Here is a 13,201-nt window from a genome sequence, read left to right as displayed (position 1 = left end):
GCACGCGCCCGCCACGTGACGGCCGTCCCGGCCGTGGCGACAACGAGAACGCCACCGACGTGAACGACGAGAACGCGATCGACGAGACCGACACGTCGCTGGATGCCGGGCTCGACGGTGCCGACGACGGGGAGGAGTGACATGAAGCTGATCCTTCGTTCCGATCTCCAGGGCCTCGGCAAGCGCGGCGACATCGTCGACGTGTCCGACGGCTACGGGCGCAACTACCTCCTGCCGCGTGGTCTCGCCATCAAGGCGAGCGACGGTGCCGTCGATCAGGCGGGCCGCATGCGGCGCGCCCGCGACCTCCGCGACGCCAGCGACCGTGAGGCCGCCCAGACCATCGCGTCCACCCTCGTGCCGAAGATCATCGAGATCTCGGCCAAGGCCGGCACCGAGGGCCGTCTGTTCGGCTCGGTCACCGCGGCCGACGTGGTGGCCGCGGTCGAGGCGCAAACGGGCATCACCATCGACCGCCACCGCGTCGAAGTCGACGTGATCAAGTCGCTCGGTCAGCACACGGCCACGGCTCGTCTGCACGCGGATGTGGCGTTCCCGATCACCCTCGAGGTCATCGCGGCCTCCTGAGGTCGCCGATCCATTCCTGACTCGTGGCGGCGCTTCGGCGCCGCCACGATTCGTTCTCCCGGAGGTCCTGCCGTGTTCTCGCGCGCCCGTACACAGCCTCGCTCCCGTTGCCCACAGCTCGTCCACACCGAATCGCGGTGTTGTGCACCGGGTTGTTCCTCTAGTGCTCCACAGTGGCGAGCTGCCATCGTGAGGCAGATGGGCGATCAGTCGTGAGCGCAGCGAGCGACGGCCGTCCGCGCGAGCGCAGCCCTCAGGTCGACCGGTGAGTGACGACGACCCGTTCCTCGCTTCGCTGTCGACCACCCGTCCGGCGCAGCCGCGAGACGGTCGCAACGGCGGCCGGCAAGGTGGACGCAACGGCGGCAGGGGCAGCACCGACGGGTCGCGGGTCCCGCCGCACAACCTCCCGGCCGAGGAGGCCGTCCTCGGCGCGCTCCTGCTGTCGCGCGAGGCGCTCGGCGCGGTCATCGAGGCCGGCCTGCGCTACGACGACTTCTACAAGCCGGCCCACCAGCACATCTACGACGTCGCCGTGTCGGTGTCGCAGTCGGGTGGCCCCGCCGACACCATCACCGTCGCCGACGAGCTGCAGCGCCTCGGCCTGCTCGAAGCGGTCGGTGGCGTCGAGACGCTGCACCATCTGCAGAACGCCACGCCGGCCATCTCCAACGCCGGCCACTACGCCAAGATCGTCGCCGACGCGGCGATGCTGCGCCGTCTCATCATGGTCGCCGGCGAGATCAGCGAGATCGCCTACAGCGGACCCGACAACGTCGACCAGGCGCTCGACGAGGCCGAGACGAAGGTGTTCAAGGTCGCCGACCGGCGGGTGTCGGACACCTACGCCGAGATCGGTGAGCTGATGAAGGGCGCCATCGAGCGCATCGAGGAGAACTACGCCCGCGGCGACACCATCACGGGCATCCCCACCGGCTACCAGGATCTCGATGAGCTGCTGTCCGGCCTCCAACCGTCGACGCTGAACATCATCGGGGCCCGTCCAGCCATGGGCAAGACGGCGTTCGGCCTCGGGATGGCGACCAACGTGGCCAAGGTGTCGGGCAAGGCCGTGCTCGTGTTCTCGCTCGAGATGGGCCACATCGAGCTCACCCAGCGAATCCTGTCGAGCGAGGCCGAGGTCGACTCGACCAAGATCCGCAACGGCAAGCTGTCGGAGAGCGACTGGGCCCGCATCGGACGAGCGATCGGCCGGCTCGAGGTGCCGCTCTACCTCGACGACAACCCGCGCGTCACCGTCATGGAGATCCGCGCCAAGGCCCGCCGGCTGAAGATGCAGAAGGGCGACCTCGGCCTGATCCTCATCGACTACCTCCAGCTGATGAGCGGCGGCGGCAACGCCGAGAACCGCCAGCTCGAGGTGTCGGAGATCTCCCGAAACCTCAAGATCCTCGCCCGCGAGCTCGAGGTGCCGATCGTCGCCCTCAGCCAGCTGTCGCGAAACCTCGAGGCCCGCGCCGACAAGAAGCCGATGCTGTCCGACCTCCGTGAGTCGGGTTGCCTCACGGCGTCGACGCGGCTGCTGCGCGCCGACACCAACACCGAGATCACGCTCGGCGAGCTCGTCGACACGGGCGCCCTCGACGTACCGGTCTGGTCGCTCGACGATCACTACCGGATGGTGCCGGCCACGCTCACCCACGCGTTCCCGAGTGGGGTCAAGCGCGTGTTCCGGCTCCGCATGGCGTCGGGTCGCACCGTCGACGCCACCGGCAATCACCGCTTCCGCACCGTCGACGGCTGGGCGTCACTCGACGAGCTGCACGTCGGAGCGCGCCTCGCCGTGCCCCGCCTCCTCGGTGCTCCCGAGCACGTCACGCCGATGAGCCCGGGTGACCTCGCGCGGCATGCCGCGGCCGACGGCGTCGGGGCCGAGGTCTTCGCCCTGCCGACGGCCCAGGTGGCCCAGTACTTGCGACGTCGCTGGGACCTCGCCCGCCGCGCCGGTTGCGCCGTCGTCGAGCCCGGCGTGCGTATCTCCCTCGAGTGCTCCGGCGCCGTCGTGGCCGACCACCTGCAGCAGTTGCTCCTCCGGCTCGCCGTCCGCTCGACGATTCACGTCTCGGACGCCGGCCACGTGACGTTGCGAGTCCGCGGTCTCGACGGCCACCGCCGGTTCGTCGCCGATGTAGTGGGCGGCGGCGCGCCGATCCCCGACGCCGGAAGCGACGACGAGAACGACACCGTCCCCGGCTCTGCCGACGGCCGGCGAGGCGAGTCGAGCCGGGGCCGCCTCGCCGAGCTCGCCGACGTCCTCGGCGACAAGGAGCTCGCCGACCTGGCGACCTCCGACGTCGTGTGGGACCGCATCGTCGGCATCGACGACGTGGGGATCCAGGAGGTGTTCGACGCCACGGTGCTGGCGACGCACAACTTCGTCGCCAACGGCGTCGTCGCCCACAACAGCCTCGAGCAGGACGCAGACGTCGTCATGTTCCTCTACCGCGACGAGGTCTACAACAAGGAGTCGCCCGACCGGGGCGCCGCCGACCTCATCGTCGCCAAGCATCGAGCCGGTCCGATCGGGGACATGCGGCTCGTGTTCCGCGGCCAGTACGCCCGGTTCGACAACGCCGCCCCCCGCTCGATGGGTTGACCGAGGCAGCGCCGACCAACCCGACGTCCGCGGCGGGTCGACTGTCAGCGAGCGAGCCGGCTCACGATCGCGTCGGTGTCGTAGACGCAGCCGCCCCAACTGCCGCCGCTGGCGGCCTGGAGCGCGGCCCAGAGCCGCGTGTCGTCCGGCAGCCCGTCGGCCGCGGAGGCGAGTCCGGGATGCGGCGGGCGCGACGCGAGCAGATCGCCGTCGCCGGCGAAGTCGACGCGGCCCGCGAGGCGCACGGTGTCGATCTCGATGCGGATCATGTCGCCGTCGCGCAACCGCCCGAGGGGGCCGCCGGCGGCTGCTTCGGGGCTGATGTGACCGACGCATGGGCCCGAGGAGACACCGGAGAACCGGCCGTCGGTGAGCAACGGGATGCGGCCCCGGTCGTCGGCGTACCTCATCGCCGCGGTGATCTGGAACGTCTCGGGCATGCCGAACGAGGGCCCGATACCGACGAGCACCATCACGTCTCCCGGCTGGACCGCGCGTGACTTGATCGCCGCGATCGCGTCGTCCTCCGACGTGAAGACGCGAGCGGTGCCCTCGGCGCGGTACACGCCGTCGGTGTCGCACGATGCCGGGTCGAGCGCCGTGCTCTTCACGAGTCCGCCGTCGGGTGCGAGGTTGCCGCCGACGATCGTCACGGTGCCGGGCAGCTCGTGGCCAGCGGGGCGGATCACGTCGTCGGGATCGACCCCGTCGATGTCGTGGAGCCGGTTGCGCAGCGCTGAGCGGCGGTCGCTGCGCTCCCACCAGTCGAGGTTGTCGCCGAGCGAGCGCCCCGACACGGTGGGCACATCGAGGTCGAGGGCCCCGCGGCGAGCCAGGTGGAGCATCACCTCGGGGACGCCTCCGGCGAGGAACACATGCACCGTGGCGTAGCTCCGTGGCCCGTTCGGCAGGGCGTCGACGAGGCGCGGCACCGACCGGTTGACGCTCGTCCAGTCCGCCGCACTCGGCCGTGTGAGGCCGGTTGCGTGGGCGATCGCGGGCAGGTGGAGATAGAGGTTCGTCGAGCCTCCGAAGGCGGCGTGCACGACCATCGCGTTGCGCACGGCGCTGTCGGAGAGCAGCCCACCCGTCGTCGTGCCCGAATGCGCGAGCCGTGCGAGGGCGCGGGCCGACCGGCGCGCCAGGTCCTCCCACAGCGGCGTCCCCGACGGGTGCAACGCGCCGTGGGGCAGGGTGAGCCCGAGCGCCTCGGCGATCACCTGCGACGTGGCCGCCGTGCCGAGGAACTGGCAGCCGCCGCCCGCCGAGCCGCACGCCCGGCAACCGGTCACCGCGGCGTGCTCGAGCGTGATCTCACCTCGGGCGAAACGGGTGGCGAGCGACTGCACGGTGGCGGTGTTCTCGGTGAGGTCGGTCCGCAGCATCACCCCGCCCGGCACGACGACCGCCGGGAGGTGCGGAACGCCGGCGACCGCCATCAGCAGCGCGGGCAACCCCTTGTCGCACGTACCGATGGCGAGGACGCCCGACGCCGTGGGCAGCGAGCGGATCAGCCGCCGCGCCACGATCGCCGCGTCGTTGCGATACGGCAGCGAGTCGAGCATGGCCCGTGTGCCGTTGCTCCGGCCGTCGCACGGATCGGACACGAATGCCGCGAACGGTGTCGCACCGCCCGCCCTCAGTTCGCGGGCGGCGGCGTCGACGAGCATCCCGAGCTCCCAGTGGCCGGTGTGGTAGCCGAGCGCGATCGGCTCGCCGTCGGGCCCCCGACGGCCGCCGAGCGTGGACACGATCAGGAACTCGCGGCTGCCGACGCGCTCGGGGGCCAGCCCCATCGCCACGTTCTGCGTCCATCCGAACAGCTCACCGCTCGACATGCCGGCCAGGCGTCCCGCCTCGAGCGGCAGCTCACCGGCCGGACCGGCGCCGGTCGTCGCCGGCTCGTACAGCGATCGATCGCCCGAATCGAGCACACGATCGGACCTGTCGTCCATCACGGGCGCCCGCCGTGTCGGTGCGCGCCGATCACGTCGGTGTCGCCCCACCCTTGCGACTCGGATGGCGAACGGCGCACGCTGAGGGCGTCCACGTCATCGTTCGAGATATCGAACAATGATCGGAGCTTCGAACATTGTGGCAAGCTAGAACCATCGCCGTGCGAACGTCAACAGGGTGGCTCCCGACCGTTGGTGCGGAGCCGGGTCGAGCGGGTCGTAAGGTGCCCGCGCTCGACCGCGGACTCGACATCCTCGAGCTCTTCCTCGACGGCGAGCAGTTGTCGGCTCCCGACATCACCGAACGCGTCGGCCTGCCGCGCACGACCGTGCACGAGCTGGTCGCGACGCTGGTCTCCCGCCACTACCTCGTCCCGCTCGATGGTCGACCGACCCGTTACCGCCTCGGCGCCATGCTCGCCCGGCTCGGTGGCGCGTTCGGTGACCAGGTCGATCTCGTCCGCGAGGGCAGCGAGGTCGCCAGGCGTGTCGCCGCCAACTGCGGAGAGACGGTCAACGTGGCCGCCCTCGACGGGGCCGATGTGATCTACCTGGTCAAGGTGGACAGCGTGCACCCGATCCGGATGGTGTCAGCCGTCGGGCGCAGACTCCCAGCGCACTGCACGAGTCTCGGCAAGGCGATGCTCGCCGCCCTCCCCGAGGCCCGCCTCGCCGAACTGTTCCCCCGCACCGCCCCGCTCGCGTCGATGACGCCGCACAGCATCACCACGGTCCGCGCCCTGCGCGCCAACCTCGACGAGGTGCGCGCCACGGGCGTTGCCTTCGACGAGCGGGAGTCCGACGCCGGGATGTGGTGTGTCGGCGCCGCGGTCCGCGACCACACCGGTGCCGTCGTGGCCGGTCTGAGCATCTCCACGCCGGAGATGCGCCGCACGCCAGAGAACGACGAGCGCTGGGTGCAACTCGTCACGGACGGTGCCGCCGAGCTCTCGGCACGACTCGGCTACCGCGGCCCAACGAGCTCCGAGGACCGGTATCGAATGAACGATGGAGCCGCGCCATGACGCTCGAGATCATCGCCACGGCGACCGGCCTGGTCGCCGCGCAGGACGGCGAGCACCGTGCACTCGCCGCTCACTGCTCGATCGACGCGCTGCTCGCCGCGCGTGACCCGCTCGCGGCGGCCGCCGAGTGGTTTGCGGTCGGCACGGCGAGGGGGCCCGTCGGCGATGGAGACGTGCGCGCACCGATCGGCTCGCAAGAGGTCTGGGCGGCCGGAGTGACGTATCTCCGCAGCCGGGTCGCTCGGGTGGCGGAGTCGCACGAGGCAGGCGGCGACACGTTCTACGACCGCGTCTACGACGCCGCTCGTCCTGAGCTGTTCTTGAAGGCCACGTCCCATCGCGTCGTGGGCCCCGGCGCCGGGGTCCGCATCCGGCGCGATTCGACCTGGAATGTGCCCGAGCCCGAGTTGACGCTCGTCGTCAGTTCGGCCGGCCGGATCGTCGGCTACACGATCGGCAACGACATGTCGAGCCGCTCGATCGAGGGCTCCAACCCCCTCTATCTGCCGCAGGCGAAGCTGTACGCCGAGTGCGCCGCTGTCGGCCCGCGTCTCGTCTTGGCTGCGTCATTACCCGGTCCTGAGACGGCCATCGCCATGCAGATCACGCGCGCGGGGAGCCTGGTCTTCGAAGGTCGCACCAACCTGGCGCAGATCAAGCGCCCGTTCCCGGAACTCGTCGAGTACCTGTTCCGCGACAACGAATTCCCCGTCGGCGTGTTGCTGATGACCGGCACGGGCATCGTTCCCGACGACGACTTCACCCTGGTTCCCGGCGACGAGGTGGCGATCACCATCGACGGCGCCGGCACGCTCGTCAACCCCGTGGTGGTGCGTGATGTAGAACGTGACGCGCGCTGAGGGACCGGGTCCCACCCCGGACCGTGGACGTGGCTGGCGCTGGCCGGCCGCGATCGTCAGCGCGCGCTTCGTCGCCGACGCGCTCCTGTGAACGTTCACATGAATCGCCATCCGAAGCCTTGACGGCATAGCCGTTAACGTTCACAATCGCGAGGACGATCGGTGTGCTGGGGGGCCACCCAACGGGGATGACACGCAGCCGCCAACGAGCGCGATACCGAGGGGGACATCATGCGCAGCCGGGAGACGTCGAACCAGTCGCACCATCCAGCCGGGCGGCCGACCTTCACGCGACGGCAGGTGCTCGCCGGCAGTGGGGCGTTCGCTGCCGGCGTGATCGCTGGAGGGCCACTCTTCGCCAGCCCTGCCGAGGCGCGCCGGACGGCACTGCATCCCGCGCTGCCGTCGGACGAGCTGCCCCGAGAGCAGACCCTGATCCTGCAGAACCCCGAGCCGGTGCTGAACAATCCCGGCTGGTTCAACATCTGGGTCGACGGCGGCGGCGGGCTGTCGACCGGCCTGCAGCAGTTGATGATGGACACGCTGTGGTTCGTCGATCCCAACGAGGGCATCGATGGTGTCGTGCACAACTCGCTGGCGACCGGACCTGCCGAGTACAACGCCGACTTCACCGAGATGACGGTGCATCTCCGCGACGACATCTACTGGAGCGACGGCGAGCAGTTCACCGCCGCCGACGTGGTCTACACGGTGCAGACCCAGATGGACACGCCCGGCATGACGTGGAGCGGCGCCTTCTCGACCCAGGTCGCGACCGTCGAGGCGGTCGACGATCAAACGGTCCACTTCACCCTGCAAGCACCGAACTCGAGGTTCAACTCGATCTTCTCGGTGCGTTGGAACGGTGCGTGGATCATGCCCGAGCACATCTTCTCCGGAGTCGACGACGTCCTGTCCTTCGACTTCGCCAATCCCGTCGGCCTCGGGCCGTATGTGCTGCGCGACTACGACCAGAACGGCACCTGGTACATCTGGGAGAAGCGTGAGGACTGGGACCGCACGTCGGTCGCCGACTTCGGCGAGCCGGCGCCCCAGTACGTCATGTACCGCAACAACATGCAGATCGACAATCGGTTGATCGAGATGCGCAACGGCAACCTCGACATGATCCACGACCTGTCCCCGGAGGGCATGTTCTCCATCGTCGAGGAGGACGACGACGTCCGTGGCTGGTTCCCGGGCTTCCCCTACGCCCATCCCGATCCCACCCTGCCGATGTTCATCTTCAACCACCAGAACGAGAAGTTCCAGGACAGTCGGGTGCGCTGGGCGCTGGCCTTGATGCTCGACGCACGCGGTATGTCGATGGCCAGCTACCGCGGGGCGGCGACGCTGTCGGCGATCTCGATCCCTCCGACCGGCACGCACCCCGACGACTACCACATCCCGATGCAGGAGGAGCTGATCAACTTCGAGCTCGACACGGGCGAAGGCGTGATCAAGCCGTACAACCCCGACGTCGGGCTCGACATCGCCGAGATGGTTCGCGCCGAGTTCGGCGACGAGGTGCCCACCGACGAGGCGGAGATCCGCCGCGCCTTCGGGCAGGGTTGGTGGAACCAGGACCTCGACGCCGCAGCCGCACTCCTGCGCAGCGCCGGATTCACCGAGGACGGTGGGGGCTGGACGATGCCCAACGGCGAGCCGTTCGAGTTCACGATGATGGTGCCCGAGGAGGGAGTGATCAACCGTCTGGGCACCATCGCGGCTCAGATGTGGAGCCAGGCCGGGGTGCCCGTGACGCCGGAGGTGGCGCCCGACAGCTGGGACCGTCAGGCCGCCGGCGACTACGAAGCCAACGTCGCCTGGAGCGTCGAGACATGGGGTGGTCATCCCGACCTGTCGTTCTTCCTCGACAGTTACCACTCCGACTACATCGTCGAGCCAGGCGAACTCCAGCCGGCCCGCAACTGGATGCGCTGGCAGCATCCCGACCTCGACCGGATCATCGAGGAGATCCGCACGGTGCCGTTCGACGATCTCGAGCGCAACGTCGAGCTCGGCCGGGAGTTCGTCCGGCTCCACCTCCAAGAGATGCCGAACATCCCGGTGATGTCCTACAACGTGTTCGTCGCCCTGTCGGAGCGGTACTGGACCGGCTACCCGACTGCGGAGAATCCGTACGCCAACCCGGTGAACAACTGGGCGAACTCGAGGTACATCCTGACCCAGCTCGCACCGGCCGCCGGCTGACCCGGAGCCCACCGACCGAGCGGGCGCCCGGCGAGGACGATGAAGGGCTATCTCTGGTTCGCACTCAAACGAGCGCTGCAAACGCTCGTCGTCATCGTCGTCGGCATCTCCTTGGCCTTCCTGATCAGCCAGCTGTCGCCGATCGACCCGGTCGAACGGTCGCTCAGTCGCATCACGTCGAGATCGAACTTCAGCCCCGAAGCGATCGGCGAGATGCGCACCGCGCTGACCGACCTCTACGGCTCGGACAAGTCCTTGTCCGAGCAGTACGCCAACTTCCTGCGTCGCATGGCGCAAGGTGATCTGGGTCCGTCGATGCTGGCGTTCCCGACCCCTGCGATGGATCTCGTGATGCGCGCGTTGCCGTGGACGGTGTTCCTCCTCGCCTCGTCCACGCTCATCACGTTCCTCTTCGGGAACCTCTTGGGAGCGATGGCGGGCTACTTCCAGGACAGTCGCCTGCTCAAGATGTTCGGCGTGGCTGCCATCGGTGTGCAGCCGATCCCCTACTACATCGTCGCCTTCATGCTGCTGTACATCTTCGGCTTCGTGTGGCCCATCCTGCCGACGTCCAACGCCTACGACATCGGCGTGAACCCCGGTTGGAACCTGGACTTCTTCGTGTCCGCGGCCGAACACGCGGTCCTGCCGGTCGCGTCACTGATCATCACCGGCTTCGGTACGTGGTTTGTCGGCATGCGCGCCCTCGTGTCGAACATCGTCACGGAGGACTACGTCACGTACGCCGAGCTCGGGGGGGTCGGGCGTCGGCGTGTGCTGTCCTCGTACGTGATGCGCAACGCCGCCGTGCCGCAGTTGACGGCATTGGCCCTCGCGTTGGGATCGATCTTCTCCGGCACGATCATCACCGAGCAGGTCTACAACTACCCGGGACTCGGCACCCTGCTGGTCGACGCCGTGAACCAGGGAGACAGCACGACGGTGCTCGCCGTCTCGACCGTGGCCATCGTCGCCGTGGCGCTGGCGATCCTGGTCATCGACCTGCTGCACCCGCTGCTCGACCCTCGGGTCAGGACGGCCTGACGCGCTGTGTTGACCGTCGTACGCGACCTGTTCCGCTACAACCGGGAGTTCACCGCCGGCACCGTCCTGATCGTCTTCATCGTGGTGATCTCGTGCCTCAGCTACTTCTCCCCGGTGGATCCCGTGCTGCAGTACGTCGTCCCGCCCGATCGGCCTCCCTCGGGCGAGTACTGGTTCGGAACGAACTCACGCGGCCAGGACCTGTTCTGGCAGGCGACGTTCGCCATTCGCAACACCCTGCTCTTCGGCGTCCTCGTCGCCTTCCTCTCGCGCATCATCTCGATCGTGGTCGGACTGCTCGCCGGGTATGTGGGTGGCTGGTTCGACCGTGGCCTGATGTCGCTCAACGACGTCGTGGTGGCGCTCCCGATCTTCCCGATCCTCGTCTTGTTCTACTTCACGCTCAGGAACGACCTCTCCACGCTGACGCTGGCGTTGATCATGGCGTGCTTCGGGTGGCCGTTCGACGCCCGCCTGATCCGGTCCGTCGCCCTCGGGCTACGCAGCCGGGAGTTCACCCACCACGCGGTCTTCGCCGGCATGAGCACCCGCAAGATCATGTTCGAAGAACACCTGCCCTACGTGATGCCGATCGTCTTCTCGACCGCCCTGGCGAACATGATCTGGTCGATCGGGTTGTCGGTGACGCTCGCCGTGCTCGGCTTCACCGACCTCAACATCCCGACGATCGGCACGATGATCTACTGGGCCAACAACCACTCGGCGATGGTCGCCGGCAGGTGGTGGTGGATCGCCGTACCGGTCGGCCTCGTCGTCATCACGTTCGTCGGCCTGTACCTGCTCGCCGTGTCCTTCAACGAGTACATCGACCCACGCTCACGTCTGCGGCGCATCGGCGGAGAGGGCCGATCGTGAGCGAGGATCTGCTGACCGTCAGTGGCCTCCGGGCCTACTACCGCGTCAACCACTTCGGCGTCGAACGCGAAGTACGCGCAGTCGACGACATCACGCTGTCGGTCCGCAGGAACGAGATCTACGGCATCGCGGGGGAAAGCTCGTCGGGCAAGACCACGCTGATCAAGACGTTCGCGGCCGCCATCCGCCCGCCACTGCGCATCGTCGGCGGATCGATGACCTACCACTTCGCCGAGGGCGACGTCGATCCGTATGCGGTGTCCAAGGCCGAGGTCGATGCGCTCCGGTGGAAGCACCTCTCCTACATCATGCAGGGCTCGATGAGCCTGCTCAATCCGTTGCGACGGGTCCGCAGCGTGTTCGAGGACTTCGCGCTCCGTCCGATGGGACTGCCGAAGGACCAGTTCTGGGACCGCATCGAGGCGCACCTGCAGCGTCTCGAGCTGTCGCCTGCGGTCCTGTCCGCCTATCCGCACCAGCTCTCCGGCGGGATGCGCCAGCGGGTCACGATCGCGCTCGCGACGGTGTGCCAGCCCGAGTTCGTGATCGCCGACGAACCGACGACGGCGCTCGACGTCGTGGTGCAGAAGGACGTGCTGGCGATGCTGCGCGACGTCCAGCAGGCGATCGGATCGTCGGTCGTGTTCGTCACCCACGACATGAGCGTGCACGCCCGGATCGCCGATCGCGTGGGCATCATGTACGCCGGTCGCCTGGTGGAGGAGGGGCCGACGGCGTCTCTGTTCACGGCCGCCCGGCATCCCTACACCGCCCACCTCGTCGCCTCGCTCCCGCGCATCGGTGACGTCACGCCCAAACCGGCGCTCGACGGTCGTCCGCCCAATCTGGCCCAGCCGCCGACCGGCTGCCGCTTCCACCCGCGCTGCCCACTCGCCATCGAGAAGTGCACGACAGACGTGCCGCCCCTCGAGACGGTCGCCGAGGGGCACCGTTCGGCATGCTGGCGCGCCGACGAGGTACGTCAGGCGACCGCCGTCGAGGTCCATCGATCGGGGGTCGCCTGATGACCGTGGCCGGGGTTCCGACATGCGAGTCGTGCCCGAACGGCCACCGTCTCGCCCGCTTCGGATCGAGTGTGGACCGGTGACCGCTCTGCTCGACGTCTCGCACGTCTCCAAGCAGTTCGTCGTGGGCGGCAGGCTGTCGCGGCGCCGCGTCGACGCCGTCGTGGACGCCTCCTTCTCCCTGTCGGCCGACGCTCCGGAGATCTTCACGATCATCGGCGAGTCGGGGTCGGGAAAGACGACGCTGGCGCGCATGATCCTCGGTCTCGAACCCGCGTCGAGTGGCGACATCCACTTCGAGGGCCGCAGCAGTGGGGAACGTCGTCGCCGGCGAGCCCGGCTCGACTTCATGCGCCGGGTGCAACCGGTGTTCCAGAACCCGTTCGAGACGTTCAATCCGCTCAAGCACGTCGACCGCTACCTCTACTCGACGGCACGTACGCTCGCCGGAGCGACCTCGCGCGCGGCCGCCGCTGCGGCGGTGGACGCATCGCTGCAGAAGGTCGGGCTCAGCCTCGACGAGGTCGCCGGACGGTACGCCCACGAGCTCTCCGGCGGACAGCTCCAGCGGGTGGCGATCGCCCGGGCGTTGATCCCCGATCCGGCGCTGATCATCGCCGACGAGCCCGTGTCGATGGTCGACGCCTCGCTGCGCATGTCGATCGTCAACCTGCTGCGCGATCTTCGCGACACGCTCGGCGTCTCGGTGATCTACATCACCCACGACTTGGCAACCGCGTACTACATCTCGGACCGGCTGGCGATCATGCAGCAGGGCTACGTGGTCGAGATGGGACCGGCCCGGGCGATCCTCGACGCGCCCGAGCATCCCTATTCCCAACTGCTCAAGGAGTCGGTGCTGTCGGTCGACGACGCCGGTCTGGGCCACCTCGTCCCGGCCGACCGATCCGCCGCCATCGCCGCTCTCGAGGCGGCCGCGACGACGAGCCTGCAGGAGCGACCGGACGGTCGCGTCGTCAGGGCGTAGCTGCGCCCA

The 13,201-nt window shown here is 68.7% G+C and carries 10 protein-coding genes; 9 read left to right on the top strand and 1 reads right to left on the bottom strand.

Annotated elements, in window-relative coordinates; genetic code table 11:
• The first annotated feature begins 141 nt into the window (after window positions 1–141).
• On the top strand, window positions 142–588 hold the full coding sequence (rplI, locus tag DN771_RS22050; protein ID WP_116999729.1) for a 50S ribosomal protein L9: 447 nt from the start codon (window positions 142–144) through the stop codon (window positions 586–588).
• A gap of 265 nt (window positions 589–853) precedes the next feature.
• Entirely contained in the window at window positions 854–3,205 is a 2,352-nt protein-coding gene (gene dnaB / locus DN771_RS22045; protein WP_162942265.1) for a replicative DNA helicase, read from the top strand.
• A gap of 44 nt (window positions 3,206–3,249) precedes the next feature.
• Here the strand turns inward: dnaB and DN771_RS22040 are convergent, their stop codons facing one another.
• Entirely contained in the window at window positions 3,250–5,160 is a 1,911-nt protein-coding gene (locus DN771_RS22040) for a YjhG/YagF family D-xylonate dehydratase (RefSeq protein WP_116999727.1), read from the bottom strand.
• Between the two features lie 224 nt (window positions 5,161–5,384).
• Between DN771_RS22040 and DN771_RS22035 the strand changes: the two genes are divergently transcribed.
• From DN771_RS22035 to DN771_RS22005, 7 genes are all read left to right on the top strand, one after another.
• Complete coding sequence (locus DN771_RS22035; protein ID WP_227462441.1) at window positions 5,385–6,185, top strand: IclR family transcriptional regulator; 801 nt, start codon at window positions 5,385–5,387, stop codon at window positions 6,183–6,185.
• Window positions 6,182–7,045, top strand: coding sequence for a fumarylacetoacetate hydrolase family protein (locus DN771_RS22030; protein ID WP_116999725.1), 864 nt, complete (start codon window positions 6,182–6,184; stop codon window positions 7,043–7,045). The genes DN771_RS22035 and DN771_RS22030 overlap by 4 nt, the downstream gene beginning before the upstream one ends.
• A 231-nt stretch (window positions 7,046–7,276) precedes the next feature.
• Complete coding sequence (locus DN771_RS22025) at window positions 7,277–9,259, top strand: ABC transporter substrate-binding protein (protein ID WP_116999724.1); 1,983 nt, start codon at window positions 7,277–7,279, stop codon at window positions 9,257–9,259.
• 39 nt (window positions 9,260–9,298) lie between these two features.
• The gene (locus DN771_RS22020; protein ID WP_116999723.1) at window positions 9,299–10,303 is read left to right on the top strand and encodes an ABC transporter permease; all 1,005 of its coding nucleotides are present in this window, start codon (window positions 9,299–9,301) and stop codon (window positions 10,301–10,303) included.
• A gap of 6 nt (window positions 10,304–10,309) precedes the next feature.
• Window positions 10,310–11,179 (top strand): ABC transporter permease, encoded by an 870-nt coding sequence (locus DN771_RS22015; RefSeq protein ID WP_116999722.1) that lies wholly within the window; start codon window positions 10,310–10,312, stop codon window positions 11,177–11,179.
• Window positions 11,176–12,204: an ABC transporter ATP-binding protein gene (locus tag DN771_RS22010; RefSeq protein ID WP_116999721.1), complete on the top strand. Its 1,029-nt coding sequence runs from the start codon at window positions 11,176–11,178 to the stop codon at window positions 12,202–12,204. The genes DN771_RS22015 and DN771_RS22010 overlap by 4 nt, the downstream gene beginning before the upstream one ends.
• Before the next feature lie 79 nt (window positions 12,205–12,283).
• Window positions 12,284–13,192, top strand: a complete 909-nt coding sequence (locus DN771_RS22005) for an ABC transporter ATP-binding protein (protein ID WP_116999720.1) — start codon at window positions 12,284–12,286, stop codon at window positions 13,190–13,192.
• Window positions 13,193–13,201: the final 9 nt, after the last annotated feature.

The organism is Desertimonas flava, from assembly GCF_003426815.1.
GTDB lineage: Bacteria > Actinomycetota > Acidimicrobiia > Acidimicrobiales > Ilumatobacteraceae > Desertimonas > Desertimonas flava.
Note: the sequence above shows the minus strand (reverse complement) of the source record. Positions and strands in the feature narration are given on the sequence as shown.